This is a genomic window from Vibrio sp. Y10_XG_PY6 (assembly GCF_024181795.1).
Classification (GTDB): domain Bacteria; phylum Pseudomonadota; class Gammaproteobacteria; order Enterobacterales; family Vibrionaceae; genus Vibrio; species Vibrio diabolicus.
Map to the genome: position 1 here is coordinate 92698 of NZ_JAMZAQ010000005.1, position 23850 is coordinate 116547.

The following is a 23850-nucleotide window of genomic DNA, read 5'->3' on the forward strand; positions in this document are numbered from 1 at the left end:
TGCAAAATACCGCCCTTAATTGTCGCAAACCAGACAATCATCTCTTAAGTCTTGCCTAAACGGATTGGAGCAGCTGACACTCTATGTTGTTGATCATCGATAACTACGATTCTTTCACTTACAACCTCTACCAATACTTTTGCGAGCTTGGCGCTAGTGTAAAAGTCGTGCGTAACGATGAAATTGACATTCAAGGGATTGAAGCGTTGAACCCAACTCACTTGGTGATCTCACCTGGACCGTGTACGCCAAACGAGGCAGGTATCTCTCTACAAGCTATAGAATACTTCGCTGGTAAGCTTCCAATATTGGGTGTTTGCCTTGGTCATCAAGCGATAGCGCAAGTGTTTGGTGGGGAAGTCGTGCGCGCCCGACAAGTGATGCATGGGAAAACGTCACCTATTCGTCACAATGGTCGCAGTGTGTTTAAAAACCTGAATAACCCACTCACCGTAACCCGTTATCACTCTCTCGTGGTGAAAAACGGTACGTTACCCGATGTGTTTGAACTGACCGCATGGACTGAGCTGCCGGATGGAAGTGTGGACGAAATCATGGGTTACCAACATAAAACCCTACCAATTGACGCAGTGCAGTTTCACCCAGAATCGATCAAAACAGAGCAAGGTCACGAGTTGCTCGCGAACTTTTTAGCACGTAAAGCGATCTGATCGCGATCACTTTTCTTAACAAATCATTCATCTTTTTGCCGAGGTGAGTGGATTGCAAAACTATGCGGTTCATTCTGGCCTCTTTGTCTATTCATGTCTTTTTAAACCTTCTATCCCCTGTATTACATAACATTTATAAAAAATCGCTTCTCTATTTTACTTTCTTGATGCATAAATAGTCATAAGCAGTGATTAATGGAAGTTGCTTTCGAGAACGAAAAGAATAAATCACTATTGAAATGGTTAATTAAATGTAAATACAATGCCGCAATAGCTTAAATGCAAAACATTATTTGCTGGCAAAGAGCGCCGGTTAAATTCGCTTATCTGCTACGCATGCGGTATCAAGAAGGAATGTGCAATGACAACGGAAATTAAAGTAGAGCGCGGTTTATTCGATGAGGTAATGGTACCTTGCTATAACCCGATGGAAATGATCCCTGTTAAAGGTGAAGGTTCACGTGTTTGGGATCAGGAAGGTAATGAATATATCGACTTTGCTGGTGGTATTGCAGTGAGCTGTCTTGGCCATTGTCATCCAGTAATGGTAAACGCATTAACAGAGCAAGCTAACAAGCTTTGGCACTTAAGTAACGTGATGACGAACGAACCAGCACTTCGTCTGGCGAAAAAGCTAACAGAAGTGAGCTTTGCTGAGCGCGTATTCTTTGCTAACTCTGGCGCAGAAGCGAACGAAGCGGCACTTAAGCTGGCGCGTCGTTACGCTGCTGACGTACATGGCGCTGAGAAATCAGAAATCATTGCATTCAAACAAGGTTTCCACGGTCGTACGTTCTTCACCGTAACGGTTGGTGGTCAAGCGGCTTACTCTGACGGTTTTGGTCCTAAGCCTGGTGACGTTACCCACTTACCTTACAATGATATCGAAGCACTACAGGCACACATGTCTGATCGCACATGTGCGGTGATGATGGAGCCGCTACAAGGTGAAGGCGGTATCGTGCCACCAACGCCTGAGTTTGCTCAAGCAGTACGTGAGCTGTGTGACAAACACAACGCGCTACTGATCTTCGATGAAGTGCAAACCGGTAATGGTCGTACAGGTAACTTCTACGCTTACCAAGGTTTAGGTATTACACCTGATATTCTAAGCACCGCGAAATCACTTGGTGGCGGTTTCCCAATCGGTGCAATGCTTACTACTGCAAAATTAGCAGAGCACATGAAAGTCGGTACGCACGGTTCAACATACGGCGGTAACCCACTCGCGTGTGCTGTAGCAGAAGCAGTTGTGAACGAAGTTACTAAGCCTGAAGTGTTGGCTGGTGTGCTAGAACGCGAAGCGATGTTCCGCGAAGGTCTAGAGAAGATCAATGCTAAGTATAACATCTTCTCAGAAGTGCGTGGTCAAGGTCTCTTGCTTGGCGCTGCACTAAATGAAGAATGGCAAGGCCGTGCGCGTGATGTTCTTGTCGCTGCAGGCAAACAAGGTCTCATGGTATTGGTTGCGGGTGCCAATGTCGTACGTTTCACACCATCACTCGTTATCACACAACAAGAAATTGAAGAAGGCTTGGCGAAACTGGATAAAGCGATCGCGACTTTAGTTTAAGCGCGATATCAGTTTCAACGTCAACGCAGACACCCCCGTCAAGGATCTCTGATGGGGGAATTGTTCCTACAATATAGTTAGGATCTTCTTGCATCTGGAGGGAGTATTGATGCTAGTAGTTCGCCCTATCGCGATGTCGGATTATGACGCGCTGCACACTTGTGCGGTGGAGTCTGGTCACGGATTTACATCTCTACCGGTTAACGAAGAACTGTTAACCAATCGAATCAAACACTCAGAGTACAGTTTTGGTAAGCCAGATGTGGCAGAACCAGGTGATGAAGGCTACCTGATGGTCGGCTTTGACTCTGAAACGGGTGAGGTTGCGGGTACCACCGGAATCGAAGCATCTATCGGCTGGGATGTCCCATTTTACTCGTATCACATTAGTAAAGTGGTGCACTCGTCACCAAAGCTTGGCGTCAATAATGTCGTCAAACTGCTTACTTTTGGTAATAACTACACGGGTAACAGCGAAATTTGTACCTTGTTCTTGCGTGAGAAATTCCGCCAAGGTCTGAATGGTCGTCTAATGTCGAAGTGTCGTTTCCTCATGATGGCTGAGCACCCAGAGCGTTTCTCTGAAACGATCTTTGCGGAGATGCGTGGTGTTTCAGACGACGCAGGCAACTCGCCGTTCTGGCAATGGTTACAAGAGCATTTCTTCTCCATCGATTTCACGCTTGCGGATTACCTGACAGGTATCGGCAAGAAAGGCTTTATTGCTGACTTAATGCCGAAGCTGCCTATCTACATCAACCTGTTGAGTCCAGAAGCGCAAGCTGTCATTGGCCAAGTGCATGACAATACTCGCCCAGCATTAAAGCTGCTTGAGCGTGAAGGCTTCACTAACCGTGGTTACGTGGATATTTTCGATGCGGGTCCAACCGTTGAATGTGACTTACGCAATATTGAATCGGTACGTCACTCGTTCCGTGCGCAAGTGAAAATTGCACAACATAGCAGTACGCAAGACTTCTTGATGTGCAACTCATCGTTCGAAAACTTCCGCGCAGCAGTCACCAAAGCGGCGTATGACGCTGAAACACAAAGCGTCATGATCGCACCAGACGTTGCGGATGCACTTTTGGTTGAGGAAGGGGACTTTGTTCGCCTTCTTCCGCAGTAACAGACGACAGAATTTAAGGATAGAAACAATGACACATTGGATTGCAGGTGAATGGGTACAAGGTCAGGGTGAAGCATTTACGTCTCTGTCACCTTACAACCAAGAAGTGATCTGGCAAGGCAACGGTGCAACGGCAGAGCAGGTGAATCAAGCGGTATCTGCAGCGCGTGAAGCGTTTATTGACTGGAAAAAACGCCCATTTGCAGAGCGTGAAGCGATCGTGTTGGCTTTTGCTGAGAAAGTAAAAGAGAACAGCGAAAAAATCGCCGAAGTCATTGCCAAAGAAACTGGTAAGCCAATTTGGGAAACGCGCACTGAAGCAGCGGCAATGGCAGGTAAAATTGCAATCTCTATTCGTGCTTACCATGACCGCACCGGTGAAGCGAGCCGTGAAGCGGCGGGCAACCAAATTGTGTTACGTCATCGCCCACTCGGCGTGATGGCGGTATTTGGGCCATATAACTTCCCTGGTCACTTACCAAATGGTCACATTGTGCCTGCGTTACTAGCGGGTAACACCGTTGTGTTCAAGCCATCCGAGCAAACGCCTTGGACTGGCGAGCTAGCTATGAAACTTTGGGAAGAAGCAGGTCTGCCGAAAGGCGTGATCAACCTTGTCCAAGGTGCGAAAGAAACCGGCATTGCGCTTGCTGATGCGAAAGGCATTGATGGTGTACTGTTCACGGGCAGCGCGAACACGGGGCATGTATTGCACCGTCAATTTGCGGGTCAACCAGGCAAGATGTTAGCACTAGAAATGGGTGGTAATAACCCGATGGTGATCTCTGATAAATATGGTGATTTGGATGCCACGGTGTACACCATCATCCAGTCAGCGTTTATCAGTGCTGGTCAACGTTGTACGTGTGCTCGTCGTTTGTACGTGCCATTGGGTGAGAAAGGTGATGCGCTCATCACGAAACTGGTTGAAGCGACGAAGAATATTCGCGTAGACCAACCATTTGCAGAGCCTGCGCCATTTATGGGGCCGCAAATCTCCGTTGCCGCAGCCAAGTTCATTCTCGATGCACAAGCGAACCTTCAATCACTTGGTGGTGAAAGCTTGATTGAAGCTAAAGCAGGAGAGGCGGCGTTTGTTTCTCCGGGCATTATTGATGTAACGAACATTGCTGAGCTACCAGATGAAGAGTACTTCGGTCCACTTCTGCAAGTGGTGCGTTACGAAGGGCTAGAAAAAGCCGTAGAACTGGCGAACGACACGCGCTTTGGTCTCTCTGCTGGTTTAGTTTCAACTGACGACCAAGAATGGGAATACTTCGTTGACCATATTCGTGCAGGGATCGTGAACCGTAACCGCCAGCTTACTGGTGCAAGTGGTGATGCGCCATTTGGTGGCCCTGGTGCGTCAGGTAACCTACGTCCAAGCGCTTATTACGCAGCAGACTACTGTGCGTACCCGATGGCATCAATGGAAGGTCAAGAGACTATCTTGCCTGCAACATTAAGCCCAGGTGTGGCGCTATAAGTTTTAATAACAGAGTCGCAACCATGTATTGCGGCTCACTTTGCCGGCGAATCATTTAGGTATGGGTTGTAGTGATCGTTGGCAGAACACGGAAAGTGAGCAAAGACTCGGAAAAGCGTGTTGACTGACTGGCATTTACCGTCACAGGTTGATGGCTGCTCGTTCATTATTCTGGACAACTTTTCGTTGTGAACGAGCAGTCAACTTCCGCTTACCTTTTAACTCTACATCTCGTAACAAGGAGTCGTTATGACGCCCGATGTGTTATTTGAATCGCTATGGCAAGATTACATTCAACGTCTTTGCCCTTCTGCTGCGAAAGTACATCAGCTGCTTCAAGAAGATGAGCCTCTGATTAATGATCATATAGCTTTACGTACCTTCAATATTGCGCCTCTTGGTATCGAAACCTTAGCTAAACCTTTTGTAGCCATTGGCTATCAGGCATGTGGTGACTACGTTTTCGAAAGTAAAAAGCTGGTTGCTAAGCACTATGAACACCCTGATCCGAAGCAACCTAAAGTCTTTATTAGTGAGCTAAAAGTTGAGGAGTGTTCACCTGAGCTGCAAGAGATTGTGAAAAAGCTGGTGGCACAAGTCGATGCAGGCAAGCTGAACGATAGCGCATTCTTACATGGTGGACGCTTATGGGATTTAAGCTTTGCTGACTACCAAACGTTGGCTAAAGAAAGTGAGTACGCATCTTGGTTGGCGGCGCATGGTTACGGCGCAAACCACTTCACGGTGAGCGTTAACCAACTCAATGAATACGAAGAAGTGAAGCAAGTAAACGATCACTTACGTACGGCCGGATTTACCATTAATGAAAACGGCGGGGAAGTGAAGGGCACTCCTGAGGTGCTGCTAGAACAATCATCGACCATGGCGGATAAAGTGGCGGTTCGCTTTAGCGAAGGCACTGAAATTATCCCTGGTGGCTTTTACGAGTTTGCTAAGCGCTACCCGATGGAAAACGGTGAGCTGTACCCAGGTTTTGTGGCGGCTTCAGCGGACAAAATCTTTGAAAGTACGAATGGCTAACTTTTAGGGTTAACCTTTCGGCTAACCAACTTGCTCATTAGTCTTTTGTTGCTCTGAGCTTAATGTGGTTACAAGACAAATAAAAAGCCACCAATGTCGCCATTGGTGGCTTTTATAATTTTGTTCGCGTCACTCTGGTTTGAGATTAACGAGTACCGTAAACCACGATAGTTTTACCGTGCGCAGAGATTAAGTTCTGCTCTTCTAACATTTTCAAGATACGACCTACTGTCTCACGAGAACAGCCAACGATTTGACCGATTTCTTGACGAGTGATCTTGATTTGCATGCCGTCTGGGTGAGTCATTGCGTCTGGTTGTTTTGCAAGGTTCAGAAGCGTCTGAGCGATACGACCAGTTACGTCTAGGAACGCCAGGTCACCCACTTTTTGGCTAGTTACTTGAAGACGACGAGCCATCTGCGCAGAAAGGCGCATTAGGATGTCTGGGTTTACTTGGATAAGCTGACGGAATTTCTTGAAAGAAATTTCAGCAACTTCACAAGGAGATTTAGCACGAACCCAAGCTGTGCGCTCTTGGTCTTCCTCGAATAGACCAAGTTCACCAATAAAGTCTCCTTGGTTTAGGTAAGAAAGGATCATCTCCTTACCTTCTTCGTCTTTGATAAGAACCGCAACAGAACCTTTAACGATGTAGTACAAAGTTTCTGCCTTTTCGCCCGCGTGAATTAGCGTGCTCTTTGAAGGGTACTTATGAATATGACAGTGTGAAAGAAACCACTCTAATGTTGGGTCGGTTTGAGGTTTACCTAGAACCATAATATCTCACTTCCTCTGCAGGGTACGCTTGCGCTATCCATATTTTAGCTAAGCCTGAATTAGGCCTACTAGAATAAGAGCACTTTTTATATGCTGCAAGCTCTCTTGTGTTTCGGTAAGAAATAGTATCCTTTTTCGAAAACGATTTCTTGATTTTAATCGTGCCATGATTGAGATTTTGTAAGCAAAACTGTGCACATGATCACGGTATGAAAAGTAAACATCTTCGCAGGCAGGTTTTTAGCCAATTTTCCCTGTTTCGATGAGCTGTTGTAGGATAGGCCGAACTATGAGCTCCATTGCAAAGCTCATCTTACCGCCTGGCACGACAATCGTGTTGTGGCGTGACATGAATGAGCCATCAATCATAGCCAGGAGATATGGGAAGTCGACTTTCTTTATCCCACGCAAGCGAATTACGACAAAGCTCTCATCCAGGCTTGGGATACCCTTCGCATTAAGGGGGTTGGAGGTATCGACCGTTGGGACGCGCTGAAAGTTAATATGAGTGCGAGAAAATTGCGGAGTGATGTAGTTAAGATAATCGTCCATCGAGCGCACGATAGAATCCATTACTGCTTCTCGTGAATGACCGCGGTCACGAGTATCACGCACAAACTTTTGGATCCACTCTAAGTTTACGATTGGTACCATACCAATCAAGAAATCCACATGCTGCGCAACATTAACATCGCCATCCACAACACCGCCGTGCAAGCCTTCATAGAAGAGAACGTCACTGTTCTCCGGTAAGTCCTGCCACGGTGTGAAGGTTCCAGGCATTTGATTATAAGGTACGGCCTCGTCAAAGGTGTGTAGGTAGCGACGTACGCTGCCTGCGCCATCGTGACCATATTTACGGAAAAACTCTTCCAATCCTGGAAAGTCATTAGCTTGAGGGCCAAAGTAGCTAATGTGTCGACCTTGCTCGCGCGCTTTACGGATTTCTATATCCATTTCAGGGCGAGTAAAGCGATGGAAGCTGTCGCCTTCAACCCATGCGGGTTTAACGTTCATCATATTGAACATCTTACGGAAGGCTTCAGATGTAGTGGTCGTGCCGGCACCGGATGAACCAGTAACCGCAATAATTGGGTGTTTAGCTGACATGACAAACCTTGTCGAAAATTACTTACCTGTAATGTGCAGTAGGCTGCTACTGCACGGTCGATAACCCACTATAGCACGTAACAATGCCTTGTCATTGAGTGGGGTACGGTAAAATGTGAAGGGTCTAAAATTTTGTTTTTACCTGAATATCGACGGTTTCGTGCAGTTCAGAGAACACGATAACCGCTTCGCCTTTTTCTAATTGAGTTTTTACTTGATCCACTTTGTCTTGCAAAGAAATCTCGACGGTTCCGTAATCCGTGCCTTCACGTAAGACGAATTCACGAATTAAGTTTTCCAATGTTTCTGGCGCAATGTCTTGCCATGGAATGATCATAAATACCTCGAACTTTTATGATGAGCGGCTAGTTTACTGCTTTCGCTGCTTGGATACAGCAGAAAGGTAATCTGCGGCAATACTTTCGTAATACGCTGGCAGCGCTTCTTCCAACCAAAATTTCGGCTTGAGCGCTGAACCTGTAAGGAAACCAACATGCCCACCGTGCTCAAAGAGACGGTAATCAATATTATCTGGCAGAACAAATTTCGGGATCACATCGTCGGTCATGAATGGATCGTCTTTGGCGTGAATGATCAGTGTCGGTAGCGTGATCTGTTGTAATTTACTTAAGCCAGAACATTGATCGTAATAATCTTGTGCGTCTTTAAAACCGTGCAGTGGTGCCGTGATCAAATCATCGAATTCATACAATCGTGTAACACGTTTTATTGAGTTGTAGGACAAAGCGAGCTCGCCATGCAACAAGTGATGTTTTTGCAACGCGTTGCGTTTGAGCGAAGAGAGCAGGTAACGGCGATACACTTTCGAAAAGCCTTGTTCAATACGGTTTGCACACGCTGCTAGGTCTAAAGGCGCTGAGATAATGGTCGCCGCGTTCAAAATGGGGTGGTCTTTGTATTGGGCTAAATAATTCGCCAACATGTTACCGCCAAGAGAAATACCAACCGCAACTTTGGGGTTATCAGGAAAGCGTTGCTCAAGGTGCTCTAAGAAGTGGCGGGCGTCAGTCACTTCACCAGAATGATAGGCGCGAGCTTTCTTGTTTGGCTTACCGCTACAACCGCGGAAATGCATCATCACCGACAGCCATCCGGATTGAGCAAATGCATTCATTAGGCCATTGGCGTAAGGGCTATAGAAGCAGCCTTCTAGTCCATGAAATAAAACAAAAATCGGCTTTTTTTGCGCAGGTTCTTGGGTTGGGTCCTCGCTCCATGCGAGATCGAGAAAATCGCCATCGGATGTATCGAGGGTTTGCCAAATCGGCGTAAACAACGCTTTTTTGCGAATAAAACGCGGTAAAAGCGTTTGAAGATGCGGGTTTTTGATCCCGGCTGCTGCGAAAAATTGTGTCATACCTAACTGCTCTTATGCGGTTCTTCGGTGTCAGTTGAAGAACTTATTAATATAATCCTTTATAAAGATTATAGGTATTCTACAGATTTATGGGCGTTTTGGTGGGTGAATGTTTGGCACCGGAATAGCAAAGGCCTGTTGCAAATGCTCACCACCAAGTTGACGACAGTATCTCAGCGTGAGTGGGGCGCCATCATTTTTGACCAGCGTGAGAGAGTTAATGCAGTTCACCAAATCCGCTTGTTGCTGCTTTTCTAGTTGCAGCTCAAACTGCAAGGCTTCACGATATAAAGCGTCATTGACTTGAGACTTAAGATGGCGACGTAAGTCGCGAAAAGAGTGCAATAAGGTTTCGCTTCGGCCCAGACAGCTTTGTACCAGAGGCCAGTCTTTTTCTTGGAAAATGAGTTGCTGCTCATCGAGCCATCTGAGCAGCAGGAGTAGGTTCACGTTGCCGTGATAATTGTTCTGTAATGATAAACACGCTTCTTTCACTTCTCGCACACCATAAAATTGCAGACTGAACTGCCAAAGGTGTTCTAGGGTGAGTGTGTATTCAGCGTGTTGATTACTCATTGATTAAACTCTAGCTCCATCTGCTCCAGTTCTTCCTGAGCAGACATCCATTCCATTTCAATTTCTTCGAGCTCTGCCTTACTAGAAGCTTGAAGAGCCAGCACTTGGTTAAGTTTAGCTTTATTTTCGGCTTCATACAGTGAGTTATCTGCCAATTGTTCTTCAGCTTCGGCCAGTGCAGCACCTAACTTATCCATTTTATTTTCTAATTGTGTCAGCGTTTTGCGAATTGGCGCCGTCTGCTTACGAAATTCTGCATCGCGACGTTTCTGCTCTTTTTTCGCTGCCGCGCTGTTGGCGCTATCTTTGGCTGGCTGTGCGGCTTGTGCTTCTTTGCGTTCCGCTCTTTGTTGCTCGGTTAACCACTTGTAGTAGTCGTTTAAGTCACCATCGAACGGCGCAACTTGACGATCGTGCACCAAGTACAAGTCATCGGTTGTAGCACGCAATAGGTAACGGTCGTGCGAAACAATCACCATTGCACCTTCGAACGTTTGCAGGGCCATCGTCAATGCCTGACGCATGTCCAAATCCAAGTGGTTGGTTGGTTCATCAAGTAGCAACAGGTTTGGCTTTTGCCACACAATTAAGGCCAGCACTAAACGGGCTTTTTCACCACCCGAAAACGGCGCGACTTTCTCCAGTGCTTTGTCGCCTTGGAAGCCAAAGCTGCCCAGGTAATCACGTAGCTGTTGTTCGGTTTGATCCGGCGCGATCTGCATCATGTGTTGCAGCGGCGTTTCCTCTGGGTGCAGCGTTTCTAATTGATGCTGAGCAAAGTAACCTATTTTTACGCCTTGTGAGTAAGTCAGATCGCCACCTTGCGCGTTAAGCTCACCAGAGAGTAATTTGATTAAGGTCGATTTACCCGCGCCATTACGGCCGAGCAGACCAATGCGACTGCCAGGAACCAAGTTCAAGCGGATCTTCTCTAAGATCAGGTTGTCACCGTAGCCTGCCGATACTTCATCCATCATCATGATTGGGTTTGGCAGCGCCGCGGGCTCACGGAATTGGAAGCTAAATGGGTTATCGAATTGAGCGGGTAACACTTTCTCCATGCGCTCCAAAGCTTTAATACGGCTTTGAGCCTGGCGTGCTTTAGAAGCTTTATAACGGAAACGGTCGATGTAGCTTTGCATGTGCGACATCTGTTTCTGTTGCTTCTCGAACATCGCTTGCTGCAGCACCATTTTTTGCGCTCGTTGGTTTTCGAACGACGAATAGTTACCCGTGTATTCGTTCAATTGTTGGTTTTCGATGTGAATAATACGGCCAACAATGGGGTCAAGGAAGTCACGGTCGTGCGAGATCAGGATCAGTGTGCCTGGGTAGTTTTGTAGCCAACGTTCAAGCCACATCACCGCGTCTAAGTCCAAGTGGTTGGTTGGCTCATCGAGTAGCAATAAGTCAGAACGGCACAATAGCGCTTGAGCTAAGTTAAGGCGCATACGCCAACCACCTGAGAATTGAGTCAAACTCCAACTCATTTGCTCTTGGCTGAAACCTAAACCGTCGAGCAATTCTGCCGCGCGAGCGCGAATGCTATAACCGCCGATGGTTTCAATTTTACCGTGGATCTCGGCAACCAAGGTGCCGTTGTCTTGTGCTTCCGCTTCAGCCAACTGCTTTTCGAGCGCTCGGTACTCGCGATCACCATCGATGACGTATTCCAGTGCAGTGCGCTCTAGCGCAGGCGTTTCCTGTGCGACCCAGGCCAACTCCCAATGTTGAGGTTGGCTAAATGAGCCTGCATCAATCGACAGTTCATCTTTCAGCAATGCAAATAGCGTTGATTTACCGCAGCCGTTTTTGCCCACAAGACCGACTTTATCGCCAGGATGGATAGTCGCTGAAGCTTGTTCTAAAAGAGGTTTACCGCCACGCAGTAACTGAATATCAGAGAAGGTAATCATAAAGTTTTCATTCACTTTGCGCAGTGCGCGTTGCTTGGTTACATAGCGAAGTGGTTTCAATCGTTTTTAAAGCCACTTGGGTATATATCTAGCGGTGAATAGTAGGGGTATTGGTCGGAAAAGTCGATTGATTCGCTTTAATTGCATTATGCTGTACAAAAAAGTATAACAATTTGATAACGGATAAAAATAACCACAAGGACGACCATTTGGCTGTTGCACCGTCTATTCTCCCAAGAGTTCTGGTCATTTATGCTCATCCAGAGCCACATAACTCGATTGCTAATCAAGTGATGATTAAAAAAGCTCAGTCGCTTGATCACGTCACTGTGCACGATCTTTACGGTGTCTACCCTGACTTCTTTATTGATGTGAATTACGAACATGAGTTGTTGCTCACGCATGATGTGATCGTGTTTCATCACCCGCTTTATATGTATTCATGCCCAGCCCTGTTAAAAGAGTGGTTGGACCGAGTGCTGGGCAAAGGTTTTGCTTTTGGCGGAGGTTCGGCGCTAGAGGGAAAATACTGGCGTAGTGTGATTACAACGGGGGGGAAAGAAGAGGCCTTTAGCGCGAAGGGGTACAACAAATATCCATTAGAGCAAATCTTACAACCGTTTGAACTGACGGCTGCCTTGTGTCAAATGCACTGGATTGAACCTTTGGTGTTGTATTGGTCGCGTAATGTCTCGGATATTGAGCGGTATGAGCACGCAGAATTGTATCGTCGGTGGTTGAACAACCCACTTGAAAACTGGGAAGCAACAGACCAAGGAGGTCAGTATGGCGATAACCAGTGAGTTTCTTCAAAGTAGCGTGGTCTTTCTCTCGGCTGCGGTTATCGCGGTGCCGATTGCTCAGCGTCTCGGACTTGGCTCGGTTTTAGGTTATTTACTTGCCGGTGTGTTGATTGGCCCTTGGGGTCTTGGCTTAATCAGTGATGTTGATGCTATTTTACACTTTGCTGAACTTGGGGTCGTGTTGTTACTGTTCTTGATCGGCCTTGAACTAAATCCTAAAAAACTGTGGCAAATGCGAGGACCGATTCTAGGTTTAGGCGGCGCGCAGGTGGTGGTTACGACCGCCGTGCTCGGCAGTGTCGTCAGTATGTTCGGCGTAAGCATGCAAGTGAGTTTGGTGATTGGGATGGGGTTGGCGCTGTCCTCGACGGCAATTGCTCTTAAAGTGATTGAAGAGCAAGGGCTCAATGGCACCGAAACGGGTCAGTCTGGTTTTGCGGTATTGCTCTTTCAAGATATTGCAGTGATCCCAATGTTGGCAATGTTGCCCTTGCTTGCTGGCGGGCAGAGTGGCGGTAGTTGGGTGGATGTCTTCACGGTATTAGGCAGTGTGGTGGCACTGCTGATTGGTGGTCATTTCTTATTGCGTCCACTATTTCGTTTTGTTGTGATGAGCGGCGTTCGTGAGCTTTTTACCGTCGCCGCATTGTTGGTCGTGCTTGGGATTTCTGTCGTCATGCAAAAGCTCGGGCTTTCTATGGCTCTAGGGACTTTCTTAGCCGGCGTTCTGCTGGCCGAGAGTGAATATCGGCATGAATTGGAAATCGCTATCGAGCCGTTTAAAGGTTTGTTGTTGGGGTTGTTCTTCATCGCGGTTGGCATGGCGGTAAATTTGGGGTTATTGGCATTACACCCTTTAGAGATTCTGGGCGCGGTGGTGGCTTTGGTGGTGGTTAAGGGCTTGGTTTTGTATGCAGTGGCGAGAGCTGCCCGTGTCGGAGCCAAAGCGAGAAGCCGTATGGCCGCGATTTTAAGCCAAGGTGGTGAGTTTGCCTTTGTCATATTTACCGCAGCGAGCCAAGAGGGCATTTTATCCAAAGAGCAAGTAGCGTTTTTGTTGGTGGTGGTCAGTTTATCCATGGTGACGACACCACTTTTGCTGATGGGACAAAAAAAATGGTTTGCTCATACCCTGAATCAAGAAGAAGAGGGCATGACCACGAAAGTAGTGGATCGCCGACCACGCGTTATCATTGCAGGCTTTGGACGTTTCGGTCAGATCGTCGGACGTTTAATGTATGCCAATAAAATCAAAGTGACGGTATTAGAAAGTGATGCCAGCCAAATCCACCTACTGCGCAAGTATGGTTACAAAGTGTTTTATGGCGATGCTACCCAAATTGATCTTTTGCGGGCTGCTGGCGCAGATAAAGCAGAAGCATTGGTCATTTGTACCGATTCACCTGATGAGGTGATGGCCATCGTTGATATCTGCCGCGTGCACTTCCCGAAACTTAAGTTGCTAGCCCGAGCAAGAAGCCGTGTCGAGGCGTATCAGTTAATGAGCCACGGTGTCGAGAATTACTCTCGTGAAACATTTTTAGGGGCATTGGATCTCGGTCGCCAAGCGCTCGTAGAACTTGGTATGCACCCATATCAAGCAAAGCGGGCAGAAGCACATTTTCGTAAGTTAGATAATGCTATGCTTAAGGACTTATTGCCTCAGCACAATGAAGATAAGAAATTGGCTCAGAGAGCGAAAGAGGCACGCAAAGAGCTAGAAGAAATTTTTGGTCGTGAGATGGAGAGCGACCATCAGTCACCTAATCATTGGAAGTAGTACTTGAGCCAAGACTCAAGCTAAGGAAATAGCGTGAAAATCAAGAAACGTTTTATTGCCGGCGCTAGCTGCCCAAATTGCAGCCAGCAAGATACCCTGCGCTGGTGGATTGAAAATAATATCGAGTTAGTTGAGTGTGTCGAGTGTGAGTTTACTGAGCAACGTAAACCGCAATCTGTAGAGAAAAATAAACACTCAGATCAGGAAATGATCGGAATTTTTAAGCCGGAATAATTGAACTTCGATAATTGATCCCCATAATACACCCAGATATCTCAGTACTTAACCCCATTCAGGTTAAGTCAATTAATCTCCCTGGAGTTAGTATGAAAATTGAAAAGAACGTTGTTGCAAGCCTTGCATACAAAGTAATGTTGGAAGACGGTGTGGTTGTTGATCAATCAACAGCAGAAGCGCCTCTAGATTACCTTCACGGTCACAACAACCTAATCACTGGTCTTGAAAAAGAGCTTGAAGGTAAAGTGGCTGGCGACAAGTTCTCAGTAACGGTAGCTCCTGAAGAAGCTTACGGCGAGCATAACGATGCGCTAGTACAACGCGTTCCTGCGGATGTATTCCAAGGCGTTGATCAAATCGAAGTGGGCATGCGCTTCCTAGCTGACACTGACCAAGGTCCAATCCCTGTAGAAGTAACAGAAGTTGACGGCAACGAAGTGGTTGTTGACGGTAACCATATGCTAGCTGGTCAAACACTAACTTTCGAAGTAGAAGTTATGTCTACACGTGAAGCAACAGCAGAAGAGATCGAACACGGTCATATCCATCAAGCTGGTGGTTGTGGTCATGACCATGATCACGACGATGAAGGTTGCTGTGGCGGCGGTAGCTGTGGTTCTCACTAATCACAAGCTCCTTCACTAGATAATCTTATCTAGTAAAGCTTTGCAAAGCGCAAGTTGAGGTTTCAACTTGCGCTTTTTGTTTATCTAAGGTGTAGTGCATAGAAGAAAAGAACAACTCATGGAAAAAGCGATGACAAAACCTTTCTCGATTGCGATTCATGGTGGCGCAGGCACCATTTTACGTGAACAGATGAGCAATGAACTTCAGCAATCCATCTTGGCTGATTTGGAAGCGTCGGTAAAAGCCGGCCATCAAATTCTTGAGGAAGGCGGCGACGCTTTGGATGCAGTTGTTTCTGCAGTAAAAGTGTTGGAAGACTCGCCTAACTTTAATGCGGGTAAAGGCTCGGTGCTGACCAACAACGAAATGGTAGAAATGGACGCCTCTGTCATGGATGGTCGAAACCAAGCCGCAGGCGCGGTCGCTGGTGTTCGTCATATCAAGAATCCAATTGAGCTCGCTCGTGACGTGATGCGAAACAGCAATCACGTGTTGTTGGTGGGTGAGGGCGCAGAGCAGTTTGCTTTTGAACAAGGCCATGAGTATACCGAGCAAGATTACTTCTTTACTGATCGCCGTTATGAGCAGTTGCTGTCTATGCGTGAGAAAGGGCTGTTTGCTTTGTCGGAATCTCGTTACCCGGATGATCGTAAACATGGCACCGTCGGAGCAGTAGCGTTGGACCAACAAGGTAACTTAGCCGCTGCCACCAGCACGGGTGGCGTAACGAATAAGCAATATAATCGAGTTGGGGATTCGGCTTTGATAGGCTGTGGCACGGTGGCCGAAAATGGCGTTGTCGCGGTTTCAACTACGGGTGTCGGTGAGTTTTTTATCCGTAAACGTGTCGCAGAAGACGTCGCCGCGCGGATGCGTTACTTAAAAGAAGATATTCATACTGCTTGTGAGCATATTATTCAGGGGGAACTGAAAGAGATGGGCGGCGAAGGCGGTTTAATCGCAATTGACGCGCAAGGTGAGCTGCACTTTGCGATGAACAGCTCTGGCATGTACCGAGCTGGCATTAATACGCAAGGCGAGTTGAGCGTCAAAATCTACGCTGACGAATAGCTTCCTCTTGAGCAACCTTCTTAAGTAATCAATACAACAAAGCCCAGAACACGTTCTGGGCTTTGTGCTATTTGAGCCTGCATTTTAATAATGCGGTGGTGGGGTTTCTTCTGACGGATCGGCTAAATTCGACGAGTCCATATTTTTTACTTTACCTACCACATATTTCATCTGATCGAGCATCTTGGTAATTTGCAGTTGCTGCTGCGATAAGGCGCCGTTCAGATCTTCAATAGTCTGTTCTTGGAACGCAAGCTGACATTCTAAGTCATTAATGCGAGCTTCCAATTGCTGAATGATTTTTTCTGTCATGATCCGTTCTCTAACTGCCAAGCTTGGGCAATACCTGCTGAAGTAGCAGTAATTACGCGTTGTTTTGAATCAAAGGCTGCATCATACACGACCGCACGGGGAGGGCGAGTGTCTTTTTTGGGCTCAACTTCAAATCCGCCAATCCGTTTTCCGGTTTGAGTATCCCATATTGAAACGCGGCCAGAAGGCGTTCCTGTCACTAACTGAGTTCCGTCATCAGAAAATCGCGCAGTAGAGAAGATCAATTGGCGTGACCAACTGCTCAACCGTGTGACCTCTTGTCCAGTTTTTAAATCCCAAATTACCGCTTGGTTTCCGCCATCGGATGTCATTGCTAACTTGCCATCTCGTTGCAGGGCAATACGAACAACCCGTTGTTCATGTTCGAAGGTCCGCAGCACTTGTCCGGTTTCGGTGTCCCACAAATACGCTTTGTAGTCATTACCACCAGTCAGTGCGAAGCGGCCATTAGGAGAAATGGCGACGGAATTGACTTTTTCACGATGCGCAAGGAACTCCAAGCGACGTCCGGTGACTAAGTTGACGTAAATTGCTTTACCGTTGGATAACCCGAGCAGAACTTGTTCACCGTTACTGGTGATATCAACGTCGCGAATGAGCGCATCAGAAATAGACCAAAGGCCTTCGGATTGCGTCCAACCTAAGTCCCAAACTGCGAAGTTCATTTGGCTTGCTGTGACTGCATAGCGACCATTGTCTGAGATACGAATATGGGATACCACGTTGGCATCGGCATCGAGCTCACCCAGGTTGGCTAGTTGTTCATTTTGCTCTAGGTCCCACAACATCAAATGGTGTTGCTGAGAATAGAGCAGAGCAAATCGTCCATCTCTGCTAAGTGCGAAGCTCGTCGCACCCTGAGGCTCTACCGGCCAACGCTGCACTTCACGCTCGGCGAAAAAGCAACCATTTAACGTGGTGATGACAATTAAATATAGGAATAAATGAGAAATTCTTTGCATCACATCTAATAATCCGGTTTGTGTCTTAAGACATATAGCTAGTATATTGGTATAACGATTGTCTTCACTAGTCTCATAGAAGATTTGTGCACAACAACCAATGGCAAAGCCATTATTGGGAGAATTTAATGAAATCAGTTTTAAAAGTGTCGCTACTTGCTGCAACAGTTATGCTAGCGGTAGGTTGTCAGAAAGAAGAAACTAAAACAGAAGCCGCACCTCAAGCAGAACAAGTTCAAGCAGAAACCGGTAAAGCGGTTCACTTTAAAACCGACGACGATAAAGCGGCATACGCAATCGGTGTTTCATTTGCTAACTACCTAAGCACAAGCATCGACAAGCCAAGCGAAATCGGCATTAATCTTAACAAAGACTTGGTACTAAAAGGTATCGAAGACGTCTTCAAAGGCAATGCTGAATTGAATGAAGAACAAACACGTGCAGCACTAGAATCTCTAGATAAGCGTGTTGCTGAAAAGATGCAAGCACAAGCGGCTGAGAAAGCAGCTGAAGCGAAAAAAGCTGGCGATGAGTTCCGTGCTGAGTTCGAGAAGCAAGAAGGCGTAGTGAAGACAGATACAGGTCTTCTATACCAAGTTATTACTCCAGCTGAAGGCGAGAAGCCAAAAGACACTGATACGGTTCAAGTACATTACAAAGGTACGCTAATCGATGGTACGCAATTTGATAGCTCTTACGATCGTGGTGAACCTGCAACATTCCCACTTAACCGTGTAATCCCAGGTTGGACAGAAGGTGTTCAGCTAATGCCTGTGGGTTCTAAATTCAAATTCGTTATCCCGCCAGAGCTAGCATACGGTGACCAGGACACACCAAGCATTCCTGCTAACTCAACGCTAGTATTTGAAGTTGAGCTGCTAAAAGTCGAGAACGACAACGCAGAGCAATAACAATAAGCAGCGATAAGTTATTGAAAAAGGTCCGTTTAACGGGCCTTTTTTGTTCTAGGTCACTAGTTGGTGAGTTTGCTAGGTTGATTTTCAAATTTTCTGATAAACTTACACCAATTTGTTGATTTTTCGCTCGAAGGCTTATGACAACTACAGAAACAATAAACGCGGAGATGTTGCTCGAAATGGAATCCGTTAACGTGATGCCGTTTACCGAGCACGACAAAATCATTTTAAGATCTTATGAGGCGGTCGTTGATGGTATCGCCAGCCTGATAGGTCCCTTTTGTGAAATCGTTCTTCACTCGCTAGAAGACTTAAATACCTCTGCAATTAAAATCGCTAACGGTGAAAACACGGGTCGCCAAGTCGGCTCACCGATCACTGATTTAGCGCTTAAAATGCTAAAAGACATCGAAGGCTCGGAGCGCAACTTCTCACGTTCGTACTTTACCCGTGCAAAAGGTGGCGTGTTGATGAAGTCGATCACTGTTGCTATTCGTAATGGTGAAAATCGCGTGATTGGTTTGTTGTGTATCAACGTCAACTTGGACGCACCCTTCTCGCAAGTCCTTCAATCTTTCATGCCAACGCAAGAAGCAAAAGAAGCGGCTTCCTCGGTTAACTTTGCTAGTGACGTAGAAGAGCTGGTGGACCAAACTGTTGAACGCACCATCGAAGAGATCAATGCGGATAAATCCGTATCGAACAACACCAAGAATCGCCAAATCGTGATGGAATTATACGACAAAGGCATCTTCGATATTAAAGATGCCATCAACCGCGTTGCAGATCGTCTTAACATTTCAAAGCACACCGTCTACTTATACATTCGTCAACGTAAAACCGAGGACGATGAAAAGTGAGTAAACTGACTTACACGTTGGTGGTGAACGGTCCTGTTTACGGTAGCCAGTCAGCACGCAGTGCTTATCAGTTCGCCAAGGCGGTGATTGAGCAAGGCCATCAGTTAGTGAGCGTTTTCTTTTATCAAGAGGGCGTGACCAATGGTACTGCTTTGAGTGTGCCTGCCAACGACGAATTTGATCTCAATAAGGCATGGCAATCTTTGGCAAAAGAGCATGGTGTTCGTCTAGAAACTTGTGTTGCTGCGGCTTTGCGTCGCGGGATCGTAAGTGAAGAAGAAGCGAATCAACATGGTTTGGTCCAGAGCAATCTAGCGGAAGGTTTCGAGCAAGCCGGCTTAGGTAGCTTAGCCGAAGCGATGTTAACCCAAGACAGAGTGGTACAGTTTTGAGTCAGCTAACTTATCTATTTCGTAGCGCACCGCATGGCAGTGCGGCTGGTCGTGAAGGTGTGGATGCACTGTTAGCCGCGTCGGCTTACTGTGAAGATATCAGCGTCATTTTCATGGGAGATGGGGTTTACCAGCTTCTACTAGGGCAAGAACCGAGTAAGATCTTGAGCAAAGATTATGCGCCGATGCTGAAGCTTTTCGATTTATACGATATCGAACAAGTCTTTGTGTGCTCAGAGTCATTAGCTCAGCGAGGTTTGGCTCAAGCGGATTTAGTCATTGAAGCTCAAGCGTTAAGCTCAGAGCAGCTCAAAGATAAGTTGCAACACGCTGGCAAGCTACTGTCGTTCTGAGGAAGTTATGCTACATATTATAAAAACGGTCTCCGCTCTAGAAGACGCCATGCCCTTATGCAGTACACAGGATGACATCTTACTTATAGAAGATGCCGTGTACGCTGCTAACTCGCAGCATAAAGCGTTCTCCCACCTAAAAAACCGCAGTGTATTTGTGCTAGAGAGCGATATTCACGCTCGCGGTATTGCGAATCGTATCAGTCCATCACTGACGATCGTGAATTACTCAGGCTTCGTTGAGCTCACAGTTAAACAGGATAAATCGCTTACTTGGGATTGAACGTGATTTACTGTCGCTAAAGCTTTACGGATGAATTGTCCTAATTGAACAAAAAAGATCCGTATATTTCTTGACACACCTCTCACTGCTGCATAGAATTTTGCGTCCCTAACTGCAATGGTAGTTGGGGATAGATTTTTCACAAAGCTTACTTTCAAGTAAATCAGGAGCTAGTTAATGGCAACTATTAACCAGTTGGTACGTAAGCCTCGTGCAAAGCAAGTTGTTAAAAGCAACGTGCCTGCACTAGAAGCGTGCCCACAAAAACGTGGTGTATGTACTCGTGTTTACACTACTACACCTAAAAAACCTAACTCAGCACTTCGTAAAGTTTGTCGTGTACGTCTGACAAACGGCTTCGAAGTTACATCGTACATCGGCGGTGAAGGTCACAACCTTCAAGAGCACAGTGTTGTACTAATCCGTGGCGGTCGTGTAAAAGACCTTCCGGGTGTACGTTACCACACTGTTCGCGGTGCACTTGACTGTGCTGGCGTTAACGACCGTAAACAAGGTCGTTCTAAGTACGGTGTGAAGCGTCCTAAGTCTTAATGGATTCCGTTAAGTAAGGCCAAACACTAAATTATTTTTAATTTTTTGAAAAAACTGAAAAGTTTTGGATAAAACCTGAAGAAGACAACGGAGATAAATCCATGCCACGTCGTCGCGTCATTGGTCAGCGTAAGATCCTTCCAGATCCAAAATTCAAATCTGAATTGCTGGCAAAATTCGTTAACATCCTAATGGTTGACGGTAAAAAATCTACTGCAGAGAAAATCGTTTACACTGCACTAGATGCTATGGCTGAAAAGTCTGGTAAAGACCACTTAGCTATTTTTGAAGAAGCTCTTGAAAACGTACGCCCTGCGGTAGAGGTGAAATCTCGCCGTGTTGGTGGTTCAACTTACCAAGTACCTGTAGAAGTACGTCCGGTTCGCCGTAACGCACTTGCTATGCGTTGGTTGGTTGAAGCTGCGCGCAAGCGTGGTGAAAAATCTATGGCTCAACGCCTAGCAGCTGAAATGCTAGACGCGTCTGAGAACAAAGGTACTGCGGTTAAGAAACGTGAAGACGTTCACCGCATGGCTGACGCAAACAAAGCGTTCGCTCATTACCGCTGGTAATACCTTCTGTGCTGCGAGGTTCTCTCGCAGCACTTTTCTATACTCTAAGGTACACCTTAGTAAGAGGATACAATCGTGGCTCGTAAAACTCCTATTGAGCGCTACCGTAATATCGGTATCTGTGCTCACGTAGATGCAGGAAAAACAACCACAACTGAGCGTATTCTGTTCTACACTGGCCTTTCTCACAAAATCGGCGAAGTTCACGATGGTGCAGCAACCATGGACTGGATGGAGCAGGAGCAGGAACGTGGTATCACTATCACATCCGCTGCGACTACTACATTCTGGCGTGGTATGGAAGCACAGTTCCCTGAGCATCGCGTAAACATCATTGATACCCCTGGACACGTTGACTTTACTATCGAAGTAGAGCGTTCTCTTCGTGTACTTGATGGTGCTGTGGTTGTGTTCTGTGGCTCATCTGGTGTTGAACCTCAGTCTGAAACTGTATGGCGTCAAGCAGACAAATACCACGTTCCACGTTTGGTATTTGTAAACAAGATGGACCGTGCGGGCGCAGACTTCCTACGCGTTGTGGACCAAATTAAAAATCGTCTTGGTGCGAATCCTGTTCCAATCCAACTGAACGTTGGTGCAGAAGATGAGTTCAGAGGTGTCATCGACCTTATCAAGATGAAGATGATCAACTGGAATGAAGCCGATCAAGGCACTTCGTTTACTTACGAAGACATCCCAGCTGACATGATCGAACTTGCTGAAGAGTGGCGCAACCACATGGTTGAATCCGCTGCTGAAGCTAGCGAAGAGCTGATGGACAAGTACCTTGAAGAAGGTGAATTGACTGAAGCTGAGCTCAAACAAGCTCTACGTACTCGTACACTAAACAACGAAATCGTACTGGCCACTTGTGGTAGTGCGTTTAAGAACAAAGGTGTTCAAGCGGTACTAGATGCTGTGATCGAGTTCTTGCCATCGCCAGTTGACGTACCTGCAATTAAAGGTGTTGACGAAAGAGAAAATGAAGTTGAGCGTCACGCTGACGACAACGAACCATTCTCTGCGCTAGCATTTAAGATCGCGACTGACCCATTCGTGGGTACGCTAACGTTCATGCGTGTTTACTCTGGTGTTGTAAACTCCGGTGACGCTGTTTACAACTCTGTAAAAGAGAAGAAAGAGCGTTTCGGTCGTATCGTTCAGATGCATGCGAATAAGCGTGAAGAAGTGAAAGAAGTTCGCGCTGGTGATATCGCTGCTGCTATCGGTCTGAAAGACGTAACAACAGGTGACACACTGTGTGATCAGAACCACAAAGTGATTCTAGAGCGCATGGAATTCCCTGAACCAGTTATTCAGATTGCTGTAGAACCTCGTTCTAAGGCAGACCAAGAGAAAATGGCTATCGCGCTAGGTAAACTGGCTGCGGAAGATCCATCATTCCGCGTGGAAACGGACGACGAATCAGGTCAGACTCTGATCTCAGGTATGGGTGAACTTCACCTAGACATTATCGTTGATCGTATGAAGCGTGAATTCAGCGTTGATTGTAACGTTGGTAAACCTCAGGTTGCTTACCGTGAAACCATTCGTGGTAAAGCGGAAGTTGAAGGTAAGTTTGTTCGCCAATCAGGTGGTCGTGGTCAATACGGTCATGTGTGGGTCAAACTTGAGCCTTCTGAACCTGGCGAAGGTTTCGTATTCGTAGACGAAATCGTGGGTGGTGTGATTCCTAAGGAATACATCAGTTCAGTATCGAAAGGTATCGAGGAACAAATGAATAGTGGTGTTCTAGCGGGTTACCCTGTACTAGATATTAAAGCTACACTATTTGATGGTTCTTACCACGATGTAGACTCAAGCGAGATGGCGTTTAAGATCGCTGGCTCGATGGCATTCAAGAAAGGTGCACTAGAAGCACAACCTGTGATTCTAGAACCAATGATGAATGTCGAAGTAACCACTCCGGAAGACTGGATGGGTGACGTTGTTGGTGACCTAAACCGTCGTCGCGGTATCATTGAAGGCATGGACGAAGGTGTGGCTGGTCTTAAGATCATCCGTGCTCAAGTACCACTATCTGAAATGTTCGGTTACGCAACTGATCTACGTTCTGCAACTCAAGGCCGTGCGTCTTACTCTATGGAGTTTCACGAGTACGCTGAAGTGCCGAAAAACTTCGCAGATAAAATTATTGCAGAGCGTGGTTACTAATTGACGATTGAACTACAAAAAGTTTACGACTTTTTGCGAGATCAGGGCGTCCAAATATTGCGCTAACGGGCGTTGGCGCATAAAATAACAATTTCTGGCGCGTCGTCGATCAATAATGATCACGACGAATCATAACTAGGAAGGAACACGATCGTGTCTAAAGAAAAATTTGAACGTACGAAACCGCACGTTAACGTTGGTACTATCGGCCACGTTGACCACGGTAAAACAACTCTAACTGCAGCTATCTGTACTACTCTTGCTAAAGTTTACGG

The 23850-nt window shown here is 46.5% G+C and carries 27 protein-coding genes; 19 read left to right on the top strand and 8 right to left on the bottom strand.

What is annotated here, in order from left to right; all coding sequences use genetic code 11:
• The first annotated feature begins 83 nt into the window (after positions 1 to 83).
• The 5 genes from NL644_RS20985 (at position 84) to NL644_RS21005 (ending at position 5900) form a co-directional block, all read left to right on the top strand.
• The gene (locus tag NL644_RS20985) at positions 84 to 671 is read left to right on the top strand and encodes an aminodeoxychorismate/anthranilate synthase component II (protein WP_253658754.1); all 588 of its coding nucleotides are present in this window, start codon (positions 84 to 86) and stop codon (positions 669 to 671) included.
• 361 nt (positions 672 to 1032) lie between these two features.
• On the top strand, positions 1033 to 2244 hold the full coding sequence (locus NL644_RS20990) for an aspartate aminotransferase family protein (RefSeq protein WP_005397689.1): 1212 nt from the start codon (positions 1033 to 1035) through the stop codon (positions 2242 to 2244).
• 109 nt (positions 2245 to 2353) lie between these two features.
• Positions 2354 to 3373: an arginine N-succinyltransferase gene (gene astA, locus NL644_RS20995; protein WP_005397686.1), complete on the top strand. Its 1020-nt coding sequence runs from the start codon at positions 2354 to 2356 to the stop codon at positions 3371 to 3373.
• 28 nt (positions 3374 to 3401) lie between these two features.
• The gene (gene astD, locus NL644_RS21000; protein WP_005397684.1) at positions 3402 to 4859 is read left to right on the top strand and encodes a succinylglutamate-semialdehyde dehydrogenase; all 1458 of its coding nucleotides are present in this window, start codon (positions 3402 to 3404) and stop codon (positions 4857 to 4859) included.
• A 249-nt stretch (positions 4860 to 5108) separates the two neighbouring features.
• On the top strand, positions 5109 to 5900 hold the full coding sequence (locus NL644_RS21005) for a DUF1338 domain-containing protein (RefSeq protein ID WP_005397681.1): 792 nt from the start codon (positions 5109 to 5111) through the stop codon (positions 5898 to 5900).
• A 145-nt stretch (positions 5901 to 6045) separates the two neighbouring features.
• On the opposite strand, the gene crp is transcribed toward NL644_RS21005, so the two are convergent.
• The 6 genes from crp to NL644_RS21035 all read right to left on the bottom strand — a co-directional run bounded on the left by crp (position 6046) and on the right by NL644_RS21035 (position 11658).
• Positions 6046 to 6678 carry a cAMP-activated global transcriptional regulator CRP gene (crp, locus tag NL644_RS21010; RefSeq protein WP_005381432.1) on the bottom strand — a complete coding sequence of 211 codons (633 nt, stop codon included), beginning with the start codon at positions 6676 to 6678 and terminating at the stop codon, positions 6046 to 6048.
• 240 nt (positions 6679 to 6918) lie between these two features.
• Positions 6919 to 7788: a phosphoribulokinase gene (locus tag NL644_RS21015; protein WP_005397679.1), complete on the bottom strand. Its 870-nt coding sequence runs from the start codon at positions 7786 to 7788 to the stop codon at positions 6919 to 6921.
• 124 nt (positions 7789 to 7912) lie between these two features.
• Positions 7913 to 8125 (bottom strand): YheU family protein, encoded by a 213-nt coding sequence (locus NL644_RS21020; RefSeq protein WP_048626696.1) that lies wholly within the window; start codon positions 8123 to 8125, stop codon positions 7913 to 7915.
• 33 nt (positions 8126 to 8158) lie between these two features.
• The gene (locus NL644_RS21025; RefSeq protein WP_046874535.1) at positions 8159 to 9166 is read right to left on the bottom strand and encodes a hydrolase; all 1008 of its coding nucleotides are present in this window, start codon (positions 9164 to 9166) and stop codon (positions 8159 to 8161) included.
• A gap of 87 nt (positions 9167 to 9253) precedes the next feature.
• Entirely contained in the window at positions 9254 to 9742 is a 489-nt protein-coding gene (locus tag NL644_RS21030; RefSeq protein ID WP_253658755.1) for a TIGR02444 family protein, read from the bottom strand.
• Positions 9739 to 11658 (bottom strand): ABC transporter ATP-binding protein, encoded by a 1920-nt coding sequence (locus NL644_RS21035; RefSeq protein WP_114324009.1) that lies wholly within the window; start codon positions 11656 to 11658, stop codon positions 9739 to 9741. The genes NL644_RS21030 and NL644_RS21035 overlap by 4 nt, the downstream gene beginning before the upstream one ends.
• Positions 11659 to 11867: 209 nt before the next feature.
• On the opposite strand from NL644_RS21035, the gene kefG reads away from it, so the two are divergent.
• From kefG to NL644_RS21060, 5 genes are all read left to right on the top strand, one after another.
• Positions 11868 to 12461: a glutathione-regulated potassium-efflux system ancillary protein KefG gene (kefG, locus tag NL644_RS21040; protein ID WP_046874534.1), complete on the top strand. Its 594-nt coding sequence runs from the start codon at positions 11868 to 11870 to the stop codon at positions 12459 to 12461.
• Entirely contained in the window at positions 12445 to 14241 is a 1797-nt protein-coding gene (gene kefB / locus NL644_RS21045) for a glutathione-regulated potassium-efflux system protein KefB (RefSeq protein ID WP_253658756.1), read from the top strand. The genes kefG and kefB overlap by 17 nt, the downstream gene beginning before the upstream one ends.
• A 33-nt stretch (positions 14242 to 14274) precedes the next feature.
• Positions 14275 to 14475, top strand: a complete 201-nt coding sequence (locus NL644_RS21050; protein ID WP_005381449.1) for a YheV family putative zinc ribbon protein — start codon at positions 14275 to 14277, stop codon at positions 14473 to 14475.
• A 92-nt stretch (positions 14476 to 14567) separates the two neighbouring features.
• The gene (gene slyD, locus NL644_RS21055) at positions 14568 to 15104 is read left to right on the top strand and encodes a peptidylprolyl isomerase (RefSeq protein WP_047010415.1); all 537 of its coding nucleotides are present in this window, start codon (positions 14568 to 14570) and stop codon (positions 15102 to 15104) included.
• Between the two features lie 130 nt (positions 15105 to 15234).
• Positions 15235 to 16176: an isoaspartyl peptidase/L-asparaginase family protein gene (locus NL644_RS21060; protein ID WP_253658757.1), complete on the top strand. Its 942-nt coding sequence runs from the start codon at positions 15235 to 15237 to the stop codon at positions 16174 to 16176.
• A gap of 84 nt (positions 16177 to 16260) precedes the next feature.
• Here the strand turns inward: NL644_RS21060 and NL644_RS21065 are convergent, their stop codons facing one another.
• Together NL644_RS21065 and NL644_RS21070 are read right to left on the bottom strand one after the other, a co-directional pair.
• Complete coding sequence (locus NL644_RS21065; RefSeq protein ID WP_005381455.1) at positions 16261 to 16488, bottom strand: SlyX family protein; 228 nt, start codon at positions 16486 to 16488, stop codon at positions 16261 to 16263.
• Positions 16485 to 17471, bottom strand: coding sequence for a WD40 repeat domain-containing protein (locus NL644_RS21070; RefSeq protein ID WP_253658759.1), 987 nt, complete (start codon positions 17469 to 17471; stop codon positions 16485 to 16487). Before NL644_RS21070 ends, NL644_RS21065 begins: the two co-directional genes overlap by 4 nt.
• A gap of 128 nt (positions 17472 to 17599) precedes the next feature.
• Between NL644_RS21070 and fkpA the strand changes: the two genes are divergently transcribed.
• The 9 genes from fkpA to NL644_RS21115 form a co-directional block, all read left to right on the top strand.
• Positions 17600 to 18382, top strand: coding sequence for an FKBP-type peptidyl-prolyl cis-trans isomerase (gene fkpA, locus NL644_RS21075; protein WP_253658758.1), 783 nt, complete (start codon positions 17600 to 17602; stop codon positions 18380 to 18382).
• A 143-nt stretch (positions 18383 to 18525) separates the two neighbouring features.
• Positions 18526 to 19248 carry a transcriptional regulator gene (locus tag NL644_RS21080; protein ID WP_031780643.1) on the top strand — a complete coding sequence of 241 codons (723 nt, stop codon included), beginning with the start codon at positions 18526 to 18528 and terminating at the stop codon, positions 19246 to 19248.
• Positions 19245 to 19640 (top strand): sulfurtransferase complex subunit TusD, encoded by a 396-nt coding sequence (gene tusD, locus NL644_RS21085; protein WP_046874531.1) that lies wholly within the window; start codon positions 19245 to 19247, stop codon positions 19638 to 19640. Before NL644_RS21080 ends, tusD begins: the two co-directional genes overlap by 4 nt.
• Positions 19637 to 19993, top strand: coding sequence for a sulfurtransferase complex subunit TusC (gene tusC, locus NL644_RS21090; protein ID WP_005397648.1), 357 nt, complete (start codon positions 19637 to 19639; stop codon positions 19991 to 19993). Before tusD ends, tusC begins: the two co-directional genes overlap by 4 nt.
• Before the next feature lie 7 nt (positions 19994 to 20000).
• Positions 20001 to 20276, top strand: coding sequence for a sulfurtransferase complex subunit TusB (gene tusB / locus NL644_RS21095; protein WP_046874530.1), 276 nt, complete (start codon positions 20001 to 20003; stop codon positions 20274 to 20276).
• A gap of 177 nt (positions 20277 to 20453) precedes the next feature.
• Positions 20454 to 20828 carry a 30S ribosomal protein S12 gene (gene rpsL / locus NL644_RS21100; protein ID WP_004399892.1) on the top strand — a complete coding sequence of 125 codons (375 nt, stop codon included), beginning with the start codon at positions 20454 to 20456 and terminating at the stop codon, positions 20826 to 20828.
• A gap of 101 nt (positions 20829 to 20929) precedes the next feature.
• Complete coding sequence (gene rpsG / locus NL644_RS21105; RefSeq protein ID WP_005382796.1) at positions 20930 to 21400, top strand: 30S ribosomal protein S7; 471 nt, start codon at positions 20930 to 20932, stop codon at positions 21398 to 21400.
• Positions 21401 to 21475: 75 nt separating this feature from the next.
• Positions 21476 to 23575 (top strand): elongation factor G, encoded by a 2100-nt coding sequence (gene fusA, locus NL644_RS21110; protein ID WP_005397643.1) that lies wholly within the window; start codon positions 21476 to 21478, stop codon positions 23573 to 23575.
• Between the two features lie 153 nt (positions 23576 to 23728).
• On the top strand, positions 23729 to 23850 hold a 122-nt coding region (locus NL644_RS21115; protein ID WP_253645201.1), incomplete at its 3' end, for a GTP-binding protein.

Excerpts from the sequence above, each read along its gene's own strand:
- NL644_RS21030 (WP_253658755.1), bottom strand. The coding sequence starts at position 9,742 with ATGAGTAATCAACACGCTGAATACACACTCACCCTAGAACACCTTTGG.
- NL644_RS20990 (WP_005397689.1), top strand. The coding sequence starts at position 1,033 with ATGACAACGGAAATTAAAGTAGAGCGCGGTTTATTCGATGAGGTAATG.
- NL644_RS21060 (WP_253658757.1), top strand. The coding sequence starts at position 15,235 with ATGACAAAACCTTTCTCGATTGCGATTCATGGTGGCGCAGGCACCATT.
- NL644_RS21020 (WP_048626696.1), bottom strand. The coding sequence starts at position 8,125 with ATGATCATTCCATGGCAAGACATTGCGCCAGAAACATTGGAAAACTTA.
- NL644_RS21005 (WP_005397681.1), top strand. The coding sequence starts at position 5,109 with ATGACGCCCGATGTGTTATTTGAATCGCTATGGCAAGATTACATTCAA.
- rpsL (WP_004399892.1), top strand. The coding sequence starts at position 20,454 with ATGGCAACTATTAACCAGTTGGTACGTAAGCCTCGTGCAAAGCAAGTT.
- rpsG (WP_005382796.1), top strand. The coding sequence starts at position 20,930 with ATGCCACGTCGTCGCGTCATTGGTCAGCGTAAGATCCTTCCAGATCCA.
- NL644_RS21065 (WP_005381455.1), bottom strand. The coding sequence starts at position 16,488 with ATGACAGAAAAAATCATTCAGCAATTGGAAGCTCGCATTAATGACTTA.
- crp (WP_005381432.1), bottom strand. The coding sequence starts at position 6,678 with ATGGTTCTAGGTAAACCTCAAACCGACCCAACATTAGAGTGGTTTCTT.
- NL644_RS21070 (WP_253658759.1), bottom strand. The coding sequence starts at position 17,471 with ATGCAAAGAATTTCTCATTTATTCCTATATTTAATTGTCATCACCACG.
- NL644_RS20985 (WP_253658754.1), top strand. The coding sequence starts at position 84 with ATGTTGTTGATCATCGATAACTACGATTCTTTCACTTACAACCTCTAC.
- NL644_RS21035 (WP_114324009.1), bottom strand. The coding sequence starts at position 11,658 with ATGATTACCTTCTCTGATATTCAGTTACTGCGTGGCGGTAAACCTCTT.
- NL644_RS21080 (WP_031780643.1), top strand. The coding sequence starts at position 18,526 with ATGACAACTACAGAAACAATAAACGCGGAGATGTTGCTCGAAATGGAA.
- tusB (WP_046874530.1), top strand. The coding sequence starts at position 20,001 with ATGCTACATATTATAAAAACGGTCTCCGCTCTAGAAGACGCCATGCCC.
- astA (WP_005397686.1), top strand. The coding sequence starts at position 2,354 with ATGCTAGTAGTTCGCCCTATCGCGATGTCGGATTATGACGCGCTGCAC.
- kefB (WP_253658756.1), top strand. The coding sequence starts at position 12,445 with ATGGCGATAACCAGTGAGTTTCTTCAAAGTAGCGTGGTCTTTCTCTCG.
- fkpA (WP_253658758.1), top strand. The coding sequence starts at position 17,600 with ATGAAATCAGTTTTAAAAGTGTCGCTACTTGCTGCAACAGTTATGCTA.
- slyD (WP_047010415.1), top strand. The coding sequence starts at position 14,568 with ATGAAAATTGAAAAGAACGTTGTTGCAAGCCTTGCATACAAAGTAATG.
- NL644_RS21015 (WP_005397679.1), bottom strand. The coding sequence starts at position 7,788 with ATGTCAGCTAAACACCCAATTATTGCGGTTACTGGTTCATCCGGTGCC.
- NL644_RS21025 (WP_046874535.1), bottom strand. The coding sequence starts at position 9,166 with ATGACACAATTTTTCGCAGCAGCCGGGATCAAAAACCCGCATCTTCAA.
- astD (WP_005397684.1), top strand. The coding sequence starts at position 3,402 with ATGACACATTGGATTGCAGGTGAATGGGTACAAGGTCAGGGTGAAGCA.